The sequence below is a fragment of the Acinetobacter sp. ANC_7654 genome, from assembly GCF_056779855.1.
This window is the reverse complement of the sequence record NZ_JBWYIR010000005.1, coordinates 36,838-54,100: the sequence shown is the minus strand read 5'-3', so window position 1 is coordinate 54,100 and position 17,263 is coordinate 36,838. Positions and strand designations below refer to the sequence as shown.

Here is a 17,263-nt window from a genome sequence, read left to right as displayed (position 1 = left end):
ATAAGATTGATTTTTTTTAAAAAAAAACACCAGTGCAATGACTAGTGTTTCAAGGGCAAATAAAATGTATGATCTAAAAATATAAATACTGTAAATTATTGATTTTTATTGGATAAATATTTGTAGTATTGTCTCTTGTGATCATACATGGATTGGTCTGCACGCTTTAACATATCCTCAATTGTTTCATTCTCAAGGCTTGTAGCAAATCCCATTGATGCACTGATGATATGGTTAGAATAATATTGATTATCGATATTCAATAATTCTTGAATGGTCAAAATCGTCGACTGAACGGTAGTTTCATTTGCACCTTGCATCAGGATAACAAATTCATCACCTCCAATTCGAGAGGCTGTATAACTGGTATTGTGAATCGTTCTACTTAAGATATTACCCATTCTGCGTAAAATCTCATCACCTACATCATGACCAAATTGATCATTAATCGGTTTAAGGCCATTCATATCTAGAAAAATTGCAGAAACTGGGCGAATAAGTGCGCGTTCCAATCGATGGATTTCTTCAGTGTAGAACGAGCGATTTTTGAGTTTTGTTAAAACGTCGTGTTTACCTAAATATTCTAAATAGCTTTCAGCTTTTTTTCGCGCTGTAATGTCCGTTAGGGCAAGTTGTACAAGTCCCCAATCTTCTTCATAACCTGGAAACACAGTGAATTGAAGTAAAACATAGCGAATTGAACCATCCAAAGCATAATTGATCGCTTCACGACTATGATGAATTTTCCCATTCCATAGTTCGATCAATTGTTCCTTAAAAGTTTGATGCATTTCTTTCGAGAAAACTTTTTTTAGATTTTGAAATAAATCTGATTTCGTCGATGCCTTGAACAAATCCAATGTTGCTTGGTTGACGTCAAGTAATACAATGTCTTCAATGCATTGTTGTACGAAATCTTGATGCACATCTAAAAAAGTTCTGAAATCATCAATACCAATTGATTTAAGATGATCGAGTCTTAATTTAATGCGACTAAAGTCTTCAACCCATAATGATGTGGGTGAATAACTAAATCTTGCTTCAGCTAATCGACGATTTTTTTCTTCTAAACGCCGAGCTTGCATATAACCACTAATATCTTCTGTAGTAAGCAAAATACGGTCTAAACTTTGTTCTGAACCAGGTAAAACGACAGCTCGCAGTTTTATGTCTAAGGGTTGACCACTCAAGGTGAAATTAGTGGTTGTACTTGTAAACTCTAATTCACCCTTCCAAAGTGCAACTAATTCCGCTACATGTGCATCAAACATTTGATGTTGGAAAATGGTGCTTAAATTTTGGGTGAGATGTTTAAGGCTTTGTGCTTCAAAAAGATCGAGTGTTTTTTGATTTACTTTAACAATCTTAATTTGATGTGCGCATAAAGTCACAAGATCTGGATTTTGCTGCAGATGTAAAGCTAAATCAGTAACCCCATCACTACGCCATTGGTTAAAGATGGTTTGAATGGCACTAAAATCTTCCAACCACATTGGGATAGGAGATAAATCAAAAATTGATGAATCAAGTATCTCCATAACTATCCTTGAACTTTTCTTTTAAAACAATAAATTGTGGATAATATAGCACTAAATTATTTTGATATAAAATTCAAATTTTTTATTATTTACGTGATTTAAGACACTTTTTTAAGCTAAGCTAACGTTGAGCTAAATCCTAAGCTCAATTCGTTAGATTTTTATTTTGATAAAAATGATGCTTGTTAATATACATGCATTTATCTGCACGGCGTAACATATCTTCTAAGGTTTCGCCTTTAAGTCTTGTGGCATGTCCGAGTGAAACGCTGATAGAAAGATGAGGGTGATCTAGATTATGTTGATGTATTTGAGTTTCAAGATCATGAACAAGGATTTTAACTTGCTCAACATCGGCATGAGGCATCAACAATACAAATTCATCGCCACCTATTCTAGAAATTGAAAAATCTTTTTTGTGAGTGACAAATTGAAGAATTTCGGCAAAGTTTTTTAGATACTGATCACCGACATCATGTCCGAACTGATCATTGATGATTTTTAAACCGTTCATGTCAATGTAAATACAAGACACTGGATAGAGATCAAGTTGCTCAATCCGTTCAATTTCTTCATTAAAATAAGTTCTGTTATGTAAATCCGTTAAAATGTCATGTTGACCCAAATAATGTAAGTGATTTTCTAATTTTTTTCGCTCAGTGATATCTGTAAGGGCGACTTGTATCACCGCCCAATCATCTAAATTATGTGGAAAAATATTTAATTGTTCTAAAACGAAGATTTGTTCTCCATTCGCGTTGTAGAAACTACTTTCTCGCTGTTGATATTCTTCATGATTCCACAATTGTAGTAACTGGCTTTTAAAATTTTCCAAACGTTTAATATCAAATAAATCATGAGAATGATGTAAAAATTGAGATTTATCTTTCACAGCAAAAAGTTTGAGCGCCGCTTCATTGACATCAATGAAATTTATTTGCTCAAAGCATTCCACAACAAATTCTGGATGTTGATGAATGTGTTGGTCTAAATTCTCAATGTTTTGCAAACGGAGCAGCTCAAATCTTTTTTTAATTTGGCTAAAATCCATGATCCATAGTGCTGTTGGATTATAAGTAAATAAAGATTCGGCAAAATGACGTGCTTTTTGATATTGGGAAATATCTTCGGTGGTCATGAGTAGGCATTTCCAATTATCCTCATAACCTTTTAATTTCATACCGCGTAATTGAACATCTAAACGCTTTCCATTGGTCGTATAATTGATCACTGGAATATGATGTTCAGTATTCTTCCAAAGTGATACAAAAAATTGGATTTGGAAAGTGCTGACTTCAGGATGAAGGAACTTCTGAAAACTTTCTAAAATTTCTTCTAAGTTTTTTGCTTCATACAGTTTAAGCGTACTTTGGTTAACACGTAAGGTATGAATCGTACTCAAGCAAAGGTGGAGACGACTGTGATCCTCCATTAAATATGCTTCAATATCTTCAATACCTTCAGCAGTCCATTGTTCGAAAATTTGTTTAACACCGCTGAAGTCTTGTAGCCACATCGCAATTGGAGATAAATCAAAGATGGTCAGATCTAAATGATCCATAGATGCGAGCCTTGGTGTTTAAAATTCATTCATTTATACAATATAAGTGAATGAATTTTATAAAATCAACATCTTATTAAACTGATTTTTTTGCTCGATGCTCAGGTTTTGGCGCAGAAATTGACTTAAGCCCTTGCCAAACATCAACAAAATCTTGTTCATTAATTTGGTAGAGTTCAAGTAAAGCCAATACCACACCACCCAACATGAATGCACGATCGGACTTCGGTTCATATTGGAAGGTTTGATCTTTTAGATGATAGAGGATATCTTCGATTTCAAATATGCGTTCACGTCCATTACTATCCACGGGGAACATCGGCGTTTCAATCAAAATATTGGCTAGTTTCTTTTCAGATTCATTTAAATTAAGTTGCTCAAATGCCGTTTCTAAAGAATCCGCGAACAGTAGTTCGGAAGAAAAAATGGCATGTAATAAAGGTTGGTTTAATTTAGGAAAGGTTCGTTCAACGAAAGGTTTAAACGAAATCGGGAAAATCACATTTTTTGATATACCTTTGAACATGGGGGCTATTTCAGCAACTTTGTAACCTGCTACACCACAACCAACGGCTGTAATAAAATACTTAATCTTGGGGTGGTTTTTTGTATAGATCTTAAAATCATTGATGTAGTGTTCAATCTGGGATAGAGGCATTTGTTGCAAATGCTCATTCATGGTGGGTATTGCATAGCTCTGTCCAGCCCATCCGCGGCCAGCACCTTTAATCGCACCGAAATGTTGAAGTGCAATTTTTGCAGCACCACCTGCATGAGTGCCTGCTAAATTACTACCAAATACAAATACTGTATCTTCCTTTAAACTGTTGATAATCGTTTCATCGTGATATTGGTAAGTCATAGTTTTTTACATCAACATGCAATTTAAGTTCATGGTGCAATTGATTGCTGTAAGGGTCAAGTAAAATTGATTGAATTTATGGTTTTCACCCTCATCATCAGATGAGTAAATCATAAAGATTTGAGCAAGCAAGCCATGCATTACCAGTGTTATTGCATATTTTCATCATCCGTATAGCGAGAATTATCGAGTGAGTGACAGTCGTCCATTTGAATTAGTAACTAATTACGAGCCTGCAGGAGATCAACCTCAAGCGATTGAGAAACTTGTTAAAGGAGTACAACAAGGTTTTAAGGATCAATTGCTACTAGGGGTAACAGGCTCTGGTAAGACCTATACGATGGCGAATGTGATTATGCAATTACAACGTCCTACTATAGTAATGGCACATAACAAAACCCTTGCGGCTCAACTCTATGGAGAATTTAAAGCATTTTTTCCACATAATGCTGTTGAGTATTTTGTAAGTTATTACGATTACTATCAGCCAGAAGCATACGTACCGTCATCTGATACTTTTATTGAAAAGGATTCTGCTATCAATGATCACATCGATCAGATGCGGTTGTCTGCAACGCGTGCTTTGCTTGAGCGTAAGGATGCTATTATCGTTGCTTCGGTATCCGCCATTTATGGTTTAGGTGATCCTAATGCATATATGAATATGCTCCTACATATTGTGACAGGTGATCGAGTCAGCCGTGATGAGTTGATTCGTCGATTGGTAGAAATGCAATATACGCGTAATGAACTCGAATTTTTACGAGGTACTTATCGAATTCGTGGAGAAATTCTTGATATTTTCCCCGCAGAGTCAGAACAAAATGCAGTGCGGATTGAGCTATTTGATGATGAAGTGGATTCGATCCGCTGGTTTGATCCCTTGACTGGAAAAATGATTCGTAAAGTCCCACGAATTACGATTTATCCAAAAAGTCACTATGTGACGCCTAAAGATAACTTGCAGCGTGCCATCGAAACGATTCGTGAAGAACTCAAAGAGCGCTTGGCATATTTCAGAGCTGAAGATAAATTGCTTGAAGCTCAACGTATTGAACAGCGTACTCGATATGACCTTGAGATGATGCAACAGCTTGGTTATACCAATGGTATTGAGAATTACTCGAGACATTTATCAGGTCGACCAGCTGGAGAGGCCCCGCCAACGCTTTTCGACTACCTGCCTGAGGATGCATTACTTATTATTGATGAATCGCATGTTACGGTTCCTCAAATTGGTGCGATGTATAAAGGCGATCGTTCACGTAAAGAAAATCTAGTGAATTATGGTTTCCGCTTGCCAAGTGCATTGGATAATCGACCAATGAAGTTTGAAGAGTGGGAACGTATTATTCCTACTACAATTTATGTCAGTGCGACGCCTGCCAATTATGAATTAGAAAAATCAGAACAAATTGCTGAGCAGGTGGTGCGTCCAACAGGGTTGATTGACCCCGTCATTGAAATTCGTCCAGTATTGACTCAGGTGGACGATGTTCTTTCGGAGATTAATCAACGTAAAGACAAAAATGAACGTGTCTTGGTCACAACGTTAACCAAACGCATGGCTGAAGATTTGACGTCATATTTAAAAGAGTACGGGATCAAAGTGGCTTATCTGCACTCTGATATCGATACTGTTGAACGTGTGAAGATCATTCATGAATTACGAACAGGTGTCTACGATGCTTTGATTGGAATTAACTTACTCCGTGAAGGTTTAGACATGCCTGAGGTATCTTTAGTTGCAATATTAGATGCCGATAAAGAAGGCTTTTTACGCTCAGAACGTTCACTTATCCAAACCATTGGTCGTGCTGCTCGAAATGTTGAAGGAAAGGCTATTTTATATGCGGATCGGATTACGGATTCAATGCAAAAAGCGATTGATGAAACGGAGCGTCGCCGTACCAAACAAATTAATTTTAACTTAGAACATGGCATCACTCCGCGTTCAGCAGTCCGCCAAGTCATCAAAGAAATTGATACTGGTGAAGTGTATGATGATGAGTCAATTGATGAGAGTGTATCGGGACAAGCACGTGCATTAAGTGCGGATGAGCGCCATATAGTTTCCGATCCAAAACTATTGGCAAAACATTTGGCTAAATTAGAGAAAGAAATGCTCAAAGCTTCGAAAGAGCTTCAGTTTGAGCAAGCAGCGCGTTTCCGTGATGAGATCGTGCGTTTAAAAGCACAGTTAATTCAGTGATTTAATTTACAAAAAACACTGTAAAATCATCACATAACGTAACATTAAGCCGAAAAATAACCGTTATTGTTGAAGAGTAAATGAATACTCACAAACAAATTCAATAAATAGGGGTTATTTAGATGATCAAGAGTCTCCCATCTGCTGGTTTCAATGTTAGCAAGATTGTATTGGGTGGTGCCTTATTGGTTGGTTTAGGGGCAGCAACGATGGTTTATGCTCAGGACAAGCCACTCAATACTGTTGAAAAAGTTGAACTCGATAAATACTTAGGTGTTTGGTATGAAGTAGCACGTAAGCCACTTTATTTCCAAAACAAGTGTGATCGTGATGTAACTGCGACATATACATTAAATGAAAATGGTAATGTGACTGTTGATAACCGTTGTTTTACCGCTGACGGTAAAGTTACCCAGTCAGTGGGTGAGGCATTTGTACAAAATCAGCCATTTAATACAAAATTGAAAGTCAGTTTTTTGCCGAGTGCTATTCGATGGTTACCAGTTGGTCGTGGCGACTACTGGGTGCTGAAACTGGATGAGGATTATCAAACTGTACTCGTGGGTGAGCCTAAACGTAAGTATATGTGGGTACTTTCTCGCACGCATAATCCTGATCAAGCAGTCGTGAATGAGTATCTTGATTATGCTAAATCTGTTGGTTATGACTTAAGTGATGTGATACGTACAAAGCAAACGGGTCAACAACCTGGTTCAACAAAATAATGTTGAAAATGATGAGAACCACGCTAAAGCGTGGTTTTTTTATGCATCGACATCTATTGATATGAATTATAGCTATAATATCGTTTGGTAAAATTTAGGTTCAGATATGTTAAAAGGTATAGCATTGTCAGTTATGGCATCAGTGACATTTGGGGTGCTATATTTTTATACGTATTTTCTAAGACCACTAGACAGTGAGCAGACCTTTGCTTGGCGAATGTTAGCAACATTACCTTTTTTAACGCTGTTTATGTGGTGGTCGGGTGATCTAAAATATGTTCGAGAAATTTATAATAAAATTTGCAAACAACCATCTATTTTAATTTGGCTCTTGATCAGTTCGTTTTTGTGTACAACTCAACTCTGGTTATTTTTGTGGGGACCAATCAATGGTCGGGGGCTTGAGGTTTCTTTAGGATATTTTTTGTTGCCTCTGGTGATGGTTCTCTTTGGTTGCGTTCTTTACAAAGAAAAGCTCTCAAAGTGGCAAATTGCAGCAGTGTTTTTTGCAATTCTTGGTGTCAGCCATGAAATCTGGCGCATCGGTACTGTGGCATGGGAGACCATGTATGTTGCTGTGGCTTATCCGATCTACTTTTTTTTAAGAAGAAAATTTGGAACAGATCATTTAGGTGGATTCTGGTGGGATTTATTGCTGGTGATTCCAGTTGCTATTTTTCTAGCATTTTTTTATTCAAACACATTGCCCCTGATTATTGAGTTTAAATATCTCATTTTAGCTGTACTAGGTCTAGGTTGCTTAAGTGCCTTAGGGCTTGGAAGTTACATCTTGGCGAGCAGATATCTTCCATTTGTGATTTTTGGGCTATTGAGTTATTTAGAGCCAATTTTGTTGGCAGGAGCATCAATAGCAATGGGTGAACGCGTGGAAGCAGGAGAATGGTTGACTTATATTCCAATTTGGTTTGCTGTATTGCTCCTTATTTTGGAAGGTACAATTTATCTCTATCGTCAAAGAAGAACTGAAAAGTTACTTCAATATCAACATAAGAAACTACAATCGCGTCTAGCCAAAAAAGATGAGCACTAAGTTTCATATCATTACATAAGCATGAGTTGTACATAAGAGTTTTTGACTGAATGATAAGAATAATTACTTATTCTTTAAAAATATTTGTGACATAATTAACTAAAACATAAAAATGTGGTAAATTTGTTAAATCAATAATAATTCTAATTTAACAATCATGATTCAGTACCAAACAAGAGCAGCATTATTACAGATGGAGCCTAGTCTGGATTTAAACTGGCAAAGACTCTTAGAGCGTATATTTCAACATTCAGATAGTGACGTTCGCGAAGAAATTGATCGTCAAATTCTCAAACCTAAAGATATATTTTGGAATCGTGTGAATAACACATTCGAATATAAAGTCACGACGTCGCTGGGAATTTTAAAGCATAGTTTTTCTAGTGAAAGAATGCGCTCCATTGCAGCAAAGTTATGTCAATCTATCCAATGGTTGAAGGAGATGACGGATTGCGTACAAGTGGCAGACTATTTAGAAAATGCGCTGTATCAAATTGACCTAATTGCTGTTGAGGACAATTTAAAATTACAACGCGAAAAAATGTTAATGCGTCGGGTTTTTTTGCAAGATGTTGCTAAGTTAATTCGTGAATTAAATCTTGAAACACCAGTTGGAGCTCGTCAGTTAACTTCAGCTCAGATTAAGAGCTTTATGATAGAGGTATTTATTAAGCAACAATTATTGGGGTATTGGTTTAAACCCCTTCTACCTAGAAGCTCATCGATCATGGAGCATCCTTTTTTTGCACAATGGTTGCTGAAAGAACAGTCCATTCGACACTTTGATATTGTTAAAACCTCTGAATTTCTATTCGTCATCGCACCAACCAGTCAGTTTGAACAAAATCCATTTTCGATCCGTCGTTTTTTATTTGAAGATCGAATGGAATACAACCAGCAAATTTATCTCAATGGGTTGGTTTTGGATATGCGCCGTTACAATGAAGAGGGGTATATCAAACAGTTTATGGAACACGTGCAGATGATGGTTACTATTCAGCATCAAGTCCATAAAGATGTCATTCAAATTGTGCAAGAATTTGAAGATGTTGCTGAACAGAAGATATTACCGCTTTTGACACAAAATTTAGGGATGGCTGGAAGTAATAGTGATTTTGTAGCCAAACAGCATTTACGGAAGATTGAGCAAGCATTGACTGTCGAATTGCTACAACCTCTCGTGGTGGCTTTAGAACAGCATTTATCACATATTGAAGAATATGAGCATCTGTTTAAAAGTGTGCATCGCATATTTTCAGATATTCTGGCGAATTATAAAGATTTTAAACAACAGCCTTCATTATTTTTTAATTCCTCAGTCCAATTGTTTGAATACAAGTTGTTAGCCTATTTAAAACTACTTGAAAAGCGTAAAGATGAAATATTTGTACCATTGAATATGTATGAGCGTGTAGTCATGCATGAGCGCTCCAAGAAACCGTTAAATGCATTACAAGAAGATTTAAGCCAACATATTCAAGATTACCGAGAAATGCTGTCTCATACGATGCGTTTGAAACGAGATTATGCTGAAGTTCAAGGCTCATTTTTAAAAAGAATGGTGGCTGGAGAAAAGTTAGAAAAAGAACTTCAACAAACTTCATTGGCCATGGTGAAAATCAAGAAGCAGGCTTATCTAGATATTTTAAGTGTGCCTAAAAACTATCGAAAATATAGTGTATTTATTGAATTCGAAAGTTTTTCAGCTACAAGTGAGTTTGAACGACATTATGCATTCCCTTCGGGGCAAAATGGTTTAACTAAGCTTCCAGTATTGGTCAAACTCCCAGAAAACTTAGAAGATTTTAATTTAGAAGATTTAAATATGATGTTGAGTCAGGATATTTCGGCTTCACCAGTATTTAGTTGAACAGGCTTCAACTCAGTGACGAAATTGGATTTGTAGGCTTAATGATCAGTATTTGATATCTAAATGAAATCATTTACCAAAAAAATTATATTGTAATTCAATGGCTAAAATATATTTTTTACCAAGAGAAAATTGCTTTAGTAAAAAATAAACCGAGTTTTCATTTCAACTCTGAGTTAATTCCTTTACAATTATGAGGTTTTGAAATTTATGCTTAGATTTACAATTAATTAGAGGACGTATCTGTGAGCAAAGACACTATCGTTGCCCTACATGCAGAGCACCAAGGTCGCTGGAAAAACCGTGAAGAACTCGCGGAACGTATGATTGCCCTTGTTGGTCAGTTATACCGTGAAAAAAACATCGTAGCTACAGTATACGGTCGCTCTTTAATTAACCGCTCGGTTATCCAAATTCTTAAAGCTCACCGTCGTACACGTGTTTTAGACGTTGAACTTTCTGTTGTAGATACTTTCCCAATCCTTGAAGCATTGGTTAAAGTACAAAATATCGGCACAGCTGAAATCGATTTAGGCAAACTTGCTGTAGAATTTAAAGCAAAAGGTGGCGATGTAGATGCATTCGTTGCTGACGCTGTTAAATCACTACAAGGAAATGCTGCATCTGTTGAGCATAAAGATGTTGTGCTTTATGGTTTTGGTCGTATTGGTCGTATCCTTGCACGTCTTATGATTGGTCAGTCTGGTCTTGGTCGTGGTCTAAACCTTAAAGCGATTGTTGTTCGTAAATCATCTGATGGTGATTTAGAGAAACGTGCTTCTTTACTTCGTCGTGACTCTATTCATGGTCCATTTGCAGGTACGATTTCTGTAGATGAAGAGAACGAAGCAATTATTGCGAATGGTCAATTCATCAAAGTGATCTATGCATCTAATCCATCAGAAGTGGATTACACTGCATATGGTATTGAAAATGCATTGGTGATTGACAACACTGGTAAATGGCGTGACGCTGAAGGTCTTGCTCAGCACCTTAAATGCCCAGGCGCTGCACGTGTAATTTTAACTGCACCCGGTAAAGGTGATATGAAGAACGTTGTGTTTGGTGTTAACCAAGCTGACATTCTTGACGAAGATACAATCATCTCTGCTGCAAGCTGTACTACAAACGCGATTACACCGACGTTGAAAGTACTTCATGACAAATATACAGTGATTAATGGTCACGTTGAAACAGTTCACTCATTCACGAATGACCAAAACTTGATCGACAACTACCATAAAGCTGACCGTCGTGGCCGTGCTGCAACGTTGAACATGGTGATCACTGAAACGGGTGCTGCTAAAGCAGTTGCTAAAGCACTTCCAGCGCTTAAAGGCAAATTAACTGGTAACTCTGTACGTGTTCCAACACCTAACGTGTCTTTAGCAATCCTTAATCTGACTTTAGATAAAGAAGTTGATCGTGATGAAGTGAACGAATATATTCGTCAAATTTCTATCAACTCTAATCTACAAGGTCAAATTGGTTATACAAACTCTACTGAAGTTGTATCATCTGACTTTATCGGTTCACGCACTGCAGGTGTTTTTGATGCGCAAGCAACAATTACGTCTGGTAACCGTTTAACAGCATATGTATGGTACGACAACGAAGTAGGTTATAGCTGCCAAGTTCTGCGTATTGCTGAACAAATGGGCGGCGTAAGCTATCCAAAAGTTCCTGCTGAAACAAATGCATAATTTGTAAGACATAAAAAGAGCCTCTTTCGAGGCTCTTTTTTATTTGCCTAAATTTACGTAATTAAGACTTTAGAGCAATATGGTTTCTTCAAAATAAGTGGTTTAATATTGAAAAATTGTGTATTTGTTCACATAAAATATGGATTGTGAGCAGGTGATTAAAAAAATAAGTGTTAAAGGATTATATTTTTGCGCATCAAATATCTTGTCATTGGCTTCGTGCTGATTGCTTTGGCTGCCGCGAGTGGTATAGCAATTGCCTTATGGGTTTTTCAACATTTTAAAATTTACATTCCACTTGAAGATCAAGCCGTGAATATTGATCTTCAAGAGCCATTGCAAGCGAAAGTTCAAATCCATGATGCTTTGGATGTGAATGTGACAGGTCGTGTGAAAACGACCATTCCTATACGTGAAAATCTTTCTATTCCTGTACAACAAACATTGAATCCTATGGTTCATTTCGACAATCAAGTACCAATTAAAACGGTTATTCCAGTCCGTGAAAATTTGATTGTGGATCAAAATTTAGCAGTGGATACTAAAGTTAAGGTTCGCATTTTAGGCAAAGATATTACACTGCCATTGAAAGGGACGATTCCGATTAAACTTGATGTACCTGTTGAAATGGATGTTCCCTTAGATCAAATGGTTCACTTGAAATTTCAAGCACCTGTTCAAGCGGATTTAAAAGAGAATCTACGCATCCCATTAAATAAGGATTTAGATGTGGATATACCAGTAGAAGGTCATTTGAATGCACCAATTAAAACTGCGTTAGAAGCTTCAGTCAACGTACAAAATACTTTGCCAATTAAAATACAAAAAGGTGAGTTGGTTATCCCACTCAATACCTTAACATTACAAAAAAATCAAAAAGTGGAAGCAGCATCACCCATTAAAGTTCAGAAGGATGATCAATCTGCTGAATCGGTGAAAGCCCAGTGAGCTCGAGAAGCATGGGTGCTAAAAAAATCGTGGGATATGGTTCGCTCTTATTTATTATCGTGGCAAGCATTGTTGCCGTAGGTTTTTGGCTATATCTCAATATTCAAGCATCTGTTCAAGTCAGTGCGAAGAATGCAAGTGTACAGTTGTCAGAATCATTGCCGACCAAAATTGATGTTGGGAATTATCTTGAGGTACAAGCGATTGGCGCATTAAATACAGAAATTAAAGTACAGGAAAATATTGATTTAGATTTGCAGGGTAAATACAAAACCAATCTCAAGTTTAAAGTCGAAGTCCCTGTTTCTGTGAGTGTGGATTATCAAACGAAAGTAAAAATCGATCAAACGATTCCAATTAGTGCAACAACAGATTTGGTGTATAAAACACGATTTTTACCTAAATTTCCGTTAAATTTAGATTTGCCTATTCAGCTTGAAGTTCCATTTCATTTAAAGCGTACTTATCAGGTTCCGATTACGATTGATTTTGATGGTCCTGTCTATTTAGATTTGCATGAGCAGCTTGATGTGGATATTGATCATGTTTTCAAACCGGTATTGCATTTAAATGATCCAATTTTGATGAAGGATATATCTAGTTTTAGAGCAACAATGTATAACTTGGAGCGAGAAACAAAGGCGAATTTAGATATGAACTTGGATTTACCCCTTCGCAATATTAAAAAGTAAAAACTCCCCTTTAAGGGGAGTCTATCCTCTAAGCATTCAGGGCTTGCTGAATGCTTTCACGAATCGATGTGGTTTTTCGACCAATTAAATGTTCAAGATCTTTGTGTTCACTGTACATCGCACCATGGGAAGTGTGAAGATCTGCATCTACAATGACGTCAATGAGACCTACTGGTAAACCAGCTTGAATTAATCCTTGACGATAATCTTCTGGAGATAAGTTTTGATATTTCACAGGCTGTTGTGAAAACTCAGAAAGTAGGGTCGCAAAATCTTTTAAGCTAAAGCTTTCGCTACCAGCAAGCTCGTAAACTTTATTGAAATGTTGAGTGGATTCATCATTTAATATTTGAGCTGCAGCAGTGGCATAATCCAAACGAGAAGCTGAACTAATTAAACCATCTTGAGCCGCTCCGTACACAATGCCTGTCTCGATTTGATGGGTGAGCGCAGATAAATAGTTTTCGCTATACCAATTATTTCTTAAAAAGGTGTAGGTAATAGAACTTTCACGTATTAATTTTTCCGTTTCTCGATGTTCATTGGCTAAGCCAAGCGGAGAATGATCTGCGTTCAGTAAGCTGGTATAGATTAAGTGAGGAACTCTAGCTTGAATCGCAGCATCAATAACAGCCTTATGTTGTGGAGTGCGACGACCAATTTCATTGGCAGAAATGAGCAGGAGTTTATCAACATCCTGAAGTGAATTTGCGAGATCATCTGGCAGATCATAATCAAATTTGCGTACTTGAATACCTTCAGAAAATAAAATTTTAGCTTTTTCTGGGTTGCGAACCAAAGCAATAATTTCATGCTCGTTTTGAAGCTTTTTAAGCTCTTGAACAACTAAACGACCTAATTCACCAGTTGCACCTGTAATCGCAATTTTCATTTTAATTTCCTCTCATTGTGGCTAAAAAATAAACTTGATGAAGGCATATTAATCTGTTAACTTACTTAATGAAAGTGCGTACCTAAAAGTAAGTTATTAACTGTTAAGAGAAAAATGATGAATACATATGCGCATAGTGATTTATTAGGTCAAGTTTTATCCAGTGAATGTCCTTCTCGTGAAATTTTGGAGCATCTCACCAGTAAATGGTCAGTTCTCATCCTAAGTTGCTTGAGTGATGGTGTGCATCGTTTTAGTGAGCTAAAACAAAGAATTGAGGGGGTGAGCGAAAAAATGTTGGCTCAGACACTAAAAACCTTAGAAAAAGATGGTTTTATTTTGCGCACTGTCTATCCAGTAGTTCCTCCAAAGGTGGAGTATCAACTCACTGTATTGGGTTCAAATGCAGCGATGAAATTAAATGAGTTGATCCATTGGATTGAGCGAAATTTACCCGAGATTTTGGAAAGTAAGGCAATTATTACGCGATAGTTATATTTCATCATTTCGTTATCGCTCAGTTTAAAGTGTGTACTGAGCGAGATGTTTATATGGTTTTCATGATCTTAAAATCATAACGATCAATACATAAAATTAAAATTGAGAAAAACAGTCCCAAAGCAACGCAACCAATCCATGCATAATGTTCCCAAGCATAAACAGCACCTAAAGAACCTAATGCAGCGCCTGAAAAGTAAATGGTCATATAGACAGCATTAATTCGTGAGCGTGCTTGACCATCAATACGATAGACTAGATTTTGATTTAAAACATGAAATGCAGTGAGACCAAAATAGCTCATCAATACGCCAAGTGCATAAATGAAGATGTTCTGTTGCGCGAAATATAATGGAATACAAGTGAACAGCATCAAGGTGATACATAATTGAGCGACAAATTCTTCTTTCCCTTTGCCAACTGTTTTACCAGACCAACTCGAGGAATAAATTCCGATAATACCTAACAGACCAAATAGACCAATTTGAAAATCAGTAAATTCATATGGGGCACTCCCTAAAACAAAAGTCATCGATGTAAACACCATTGATAGAATGCCAAATCCTAGGGCACCCGCGCAGGCACGGCGTATGAGATGCGGATTATGCTTCGCGATGCTCCAAAGTGATTTGTAAATATCGGTGACGTGTAAATGCGAAGCAGGTTGAGTGTTGGGGAGTTTTTTCCACATTAAACATGCAAAACATAAAGTCAAAATACCACTACTGAAATAAACGCCTTCCCAAGACCAATAAGTTGAAACAAAGCCGGCAAATGTCCTAGATAAAATAATCCCCATGACCAGTCCGCTCATGAGTTTACCTACAACTGCTGAGCTTAATTCAGGTGGGCTAATGGAAGAAGCAAAAGGGATTAATACTTGTGCTGATATGGCTCCAAATGTTGCACAGAGGGTAAAGATATATAAAGTGCTAATATCTGAGCTGAAAGATAAAAGGATCTGCGAAATTGCCGCAAATATCATTAAACTCACAATGAGTTTTCGTTTATTAAAAAAATCTCCAAGGGGTACCAAAAGCATGAGTCCGAGCATATAACCCACTTGAGCGATAACTACGGTAAATCCGGCTTGGCTGGTCGAAATTTCTAAACTTCTTTCGATTGAATAAATCAGTGGTTGATTGAAATAAGCTGAACCTGCACAGACACCACAGGCCAAAGCCATAACAAGCACGAATTGTGAGGATAAAGGGGTAGCAGAGCGATCCATGTCAAAATCTTAGAGTGCAATTTAATGCACTATAGGCATTATTTTATGGTTTCAGAAATAAATAAAACCAATGATGTCATTTGATAAAACAATGAGTAATGAATAAATCAAATTTAATGCAGTGATACACCAAAATATTAAAGACTCAATTTATGAAAAAAGTCGCTAACTTATTCTCAACCTGCATAAATATAGTCGAGAAATACTTTAAAATATGGCAGAATAGGCGGTTTTAAAGTTTTTAGAGGATTGGCATTATGCGCTTTGTTGATGAAGCAGTCATTACCGTAGAGGCTGGCGACGGTGGCAATGGCGTAGCCAGTTTTCGCCGTGAAAAATTCGTACCATTTGGTGGTCCAGATGGTGGTGATGGTGGTCGTGGTGGCAGCGTATATATTCAAGCTGATGACAACACCAGTACGCTTGTAGATTATCGTTATACCCGTAGATTTCGTGCTGAACGTGGTAAAAATGGTGCTGGCGCAAACTGTGCAGGTCGCGGTGGTGAATCCGTAACACTATATGTTCCAGTAGGAACAACAATTGTAGATACTGAGTCTGGCGACATCATTGGTGATTTAATTGAAAATGGTCAACGTGTTCTTGTTGCTCAAGGTGGTGACGGTGGTTTAGGTAACACTCACTTTAAGTCATCAACGAACCGTGCTCCGCGTAAATGTACACATGGTAACAAAGGTGAGTTCCGCGAAATTCGCCTAGAGCTGAAAGTCTTGGCAGATGTTGGCTTATTAGGTATGCCAAATGCGGGCAAATCAACATTTATTCGTGCTGTCTCTGCAGCAAAACCAAAAGTAGCAGATTACCCATTTACAACTATGATACCTAATCTTGGTGTTGTAGATGCAGATCGTCACCGTTCATTTGTAATGGCTGATATTCCAGGTTTGATCGAAGGTGCTGCAGAGGGTGCAGGTCTTGGTATTCGCTTCTTAAAACATTTGGCGCGTACTCGTATTCTTCTACATATCGTGGATGTACAGCCAATTGATGGATCAGATCCAGCTTATAATGCTAAGGCAATTTTAAATGAACTTTTAAAGTTCTCTCCAACATTGTCAAAACTCCCAGTGGTGTTGGTTTTAAATAAAGTAGATCAGTTGCCTGAAGACTCAAGAGATGAGTGGTGCAATCACATCCTTGAAGAGTTGAAATGGGAGGGTCCAGTATTTAAGACTTCAGGCTTGATGTCTGAGGGAACCAAAGAAGTCGTTTATTATTTAATGGATCAAATTGAACAACAGCGCGAACGCGAAGTTGAAGATCCAGAGTATGCAGCAGAAATGCAAGCATTCCGTGATCAGCTTGAAGCTGAAACACGTGAACAAACCATTGCCGCTAAAGAGGCTTATCGTGAAATGCGTCGTAAACAACGTCTTGCCAGTCAAGAGGATGACGATTTTGACGATGATGAAGATGATGGCGAAATGGAAGTGTACTACGTACGTTAATCTCTTTATAT

The 17,263-nt window shown here is 37.3% G+C and carries 14 protein-coding genes; 9 read left to right on the top strand and 5 right to left on the bottom strand.

What is annotated here, in order from left to right:
* Positions 1 to 95: 95 nt before the first annotated feature.
* The 3 genes from AC1M86_RS07255 to AC1M86_RS07245 form a co-directional block, all read right to left on the bottom strand.
* Positions 96 to 1,538, bottom strand: coding sequence for a sensor domain-containing diguanylate cyclase (locus AC1M86_RS07255; protein ID WP_481589035.1), 1,443 nt, complete (start codon positions 1,536 to 1,538; stop codon positions 96 to 98).
* 145 nt (positions 1,539 to 1,683) lie between these two features.
* The gene (locus tag AC1M86_RS07250) at positions 1,684 to 3,099 is read right to left on the bottom strand and encodes a sensor domain-containing diguanylate cyclase (RefSeq protein ID WP_092767051.1); all 1,416 of its coding nucleotides are present in this window, start codon (positions 3,097 to 3,099) and stop codon (positions 1,684 to 1,686) included.
* A gap of 76 nt (positions 3,100 to 3,175) precedes the next feature.
* Positions 3,176 to 3,961, bottom strand: a complete 786-nt coding sequence (locus AC1M86_RS07245; RefSeq protein ID WP_481607640.1) for an A1S_2505 family phage non-structural protein — start codon at positions 3,959 to 3,961, stop codon at positions 3,176 to 3,178.
* A 190-nt stretch (positions 3,962 to 4,151) separates the two neighbouring features.
* On the opposite strand from AC1M86_RS07245, the gene uvrB reads away from it, so the two are divergent.
* From uvrB to AC1M86_RS07210, 7 genes are all read left to right on the top strand, one after another.
* Entirely contained in the window at positions 4,152 to 6,173 is a 2,022-nt protein-coding gene (gene uvrB / locus AC1M86_RS07240; protein ID WP_179997909.1) for an excinuclease ABC subunit UvrB, read from the top strand.
* A 122-nt stretch (positions 6,174 to 6,295) separates the two neighbouring features.
* Positions 6,296 to 6,898: a lipocalin family protein gene (locus AC1M86_RS07235; RefSeq protein WP_035265500.1), complete on the top strand. Its 603-nt coding sequence runs from the start codon at positions 6,296 to 6,298 to the stop codon at positions 6,896 to 6,898.
* Positions 6,899 to 7,004: 106 nt separating this feature from the next.
* On the top strand, positions 7,005 to 7,949 hold the full coding sequence (gene rarD / locus AC1M86_RS07230; RefSeq protein ID WP_481607639.1) for an EamA family transporter RarD: 945 nt from the start codon (positions 7,005 to 7,007) through the stop codon (positions 7,947 to 7,949).
* Positions 7,950 to 8,106: 157 nt separating this feature from the next.
* Complete coding sequence (locus AC1M86_RS07225; RefSeq protein WP_481607638.1) at positions 8,107 to 9,819, top strand: hypothetical protein; 1,713 nt, start codon at positions 8,107 to 8,109, stop codon at positions 9,817 to 9,819.
* Positions 9,820 to 10,064: 245 nt separating this feature from the next.
* Complete coding sequence (locus AC1M86_RS07220; protein WP_481607637.1) at positions 10,065 to 11,522, top strand: glyceraldehyde-3-phosphate dehydrogenase; 1,458 nt, start codon at positions 10,065 to 10,067, stop codon at positions 11,520 to 11,522.
* 189 nt (positions 11,523 to 11,711) lie between these two features.
* Positions 11,712 to 12,470 (top strand): MFS transporter, encoded by a 759-nt coding sequence (locus tag AC1M86_RS07215; protein WP_481607636.1) that lies wholly within the window; start codon positions 11,712 to 11,714, stop codon positions 12,468 to 12,470.
* A gap of 11 nt (positions 12,471 to 12,481) precedes the next feature.
* The gene (locus AC1M86_RS07210; RefSeq protein WP_481607694.1) at positions 12,482 to 13,162 is read left to right on the top strand and encodes a hypothetical protein; all 681 of its coding nucleotides are present in this window, start codon (positions 12,482 to 12,484) and stop codon (positions 13,160 to 13,162) included.
* Between the two features lie 28 nt (positions 13,163 to 13,190).
* On the opposite strand, the gene AC1M86_RS07205 is transcribed toward AC1M86_RS07210, so the two are convergent.
* Positions 13,191 to 14,054, bottom strand: coding sequence for an SDR family oxidoreductase (locus tag AC1M86_RS07205; RefSeq protein ID WP_481607635.1), 864 nt, complete (start codon positions 14,052 to 14,054; stop codon positions 13,191 to 13,193).
* Positions 14,055 to 14,171: 117 nt separating this feature from the next.
* Here AC1M86_RS07205 and AC1M86_RS07200 point away from each other — a divergent pair, with 117 nt between their 5' ends.
* A complete protein-coding gene (locus tag AC1M86_RS07200; RefSeq protein WP_481607634.1) occupies positions 14,172 to 14,546 on the top strand; it encodes a winged helix-turn-helix transcriptional regulator in 375 nt (124 codons plus the stop codon).
* A 55-nt stretch (positions 14,547 to 14,601) separates the two neighbouring features.
* On the opposite strand, the gene AC1M86_RS07195 is transcribed toward AC1M86_RS07200, so the two are convergent.
* A complete protein-coding gene (locus AC1M86_RS07195; RefSeq protein ID WP_481607633.1) occupies positions 14,602 to 15,783 on the bottom strand; it encodes an MFS transporter in 1,182 nt (393 codons plus the stop codon).
* Between the two features lie 257 nt (positions 15,784 to 16,040).
* On the opposite strand from AC1M86_RS07195, the gene cgtA reads away from it, so the two are divergent.
* Positions 16,041 to 17,252, top strand: coding sequence for an Obg family GTPase CgtA (gene cgtA / locus AC1M86_RS07190; RefSeq protein ID WP_481607632.1), 1,212 nt, complete (start codon positions 16,041 to 16,043; stop codon positions 17,250 to 17,252).
* Positions 17,253 to 17,263: the final 11 nt, after the last annotated feature.

What these genes read in the sequence shown, in the direction of transcription:
- AC1M86_RS07200 (WP_481607634.1), top strand. Translation starts at nt 14,172, where the DNA reads ATGAATACATATGCGCATAGTGATTTATTAGGTCAAGTTTTATCCAGT.
- AC1M86_RS07235 (WP_035265500.1), top strand. Translation starts at nt 6,296, where the DNA reads ATGATCAAGAGTCTCCCATCTGCTGGTTTCAATGTTAGCAAGATTGTA.
- cgtA (WP_481607632.1), top strand. Translation starts at nt 16,041, where the DNA reads ATGCGCTTTGTTGATGAAGCAGTCATTACCGTAGAGGCTGGCGACGGT.
- AC1M86_RS07245 (WP_481607640.1), bottom strand. Translation starts at nt 3,961, where the DNA reads ATGACTTACCAATATCACGATGAAACGATTATCAACAGTTTAAAGGAA.
- AC1M86_RS07225 (WP_481607638.1), top strand. Translation starts at nt 8,107, where the DNA reads ATGATTCAGTACCAAACAAGAGCAGCATTATTACAGATGGAGCCTAGT.
- AC1M86_RS07195 (WP_481607633.1), bottom strand. Translation starts at nt 15,783, where the DNA reads ATGGATCGCTCTGCTACCCCTTTATCCTCACAATTCGTGCTTGTTATG.
- AC1M86_RS07210 (WP_481607694.1), top strand. Translation starts at nt 12,482, where the DNA reads ATGGGTGCTAAAAAAATCGTGGGATATGGTTCGCTCTTATTTATTATC.
- rarD (WP_481607639.1), top strand. Translation starts at nt 7,005, where the DNA reads ATGTTAAAAGGTATAGCATTGTCAGTTATGGCATCAGTGACATTTGGG.
- AC1M86_RS07205 (WP_481607635.1), bottom strand. Translation starts at nt 14,054, where the DNA reads ATGAAAATTGCGATTACAGGTGCAACTGGTGAATTAGGTCGTTTAGTT.
- AC1M86_RS07255 (WP_481589035.1), bottom strand. Translation starts at nt 1,538, where the DNA reads ATGGAGATACTTGATTCATCAATTTTTGATTTATCTCCTATCCCAATG.
- AC1M86_RS07250 (WP_092767051.1), bottom strand. Translation starts at nt 3,099, where the DNA reads ATGGATCATTTAGATCTGACCATCTTTGATTTATCTCCAATTGCGATG.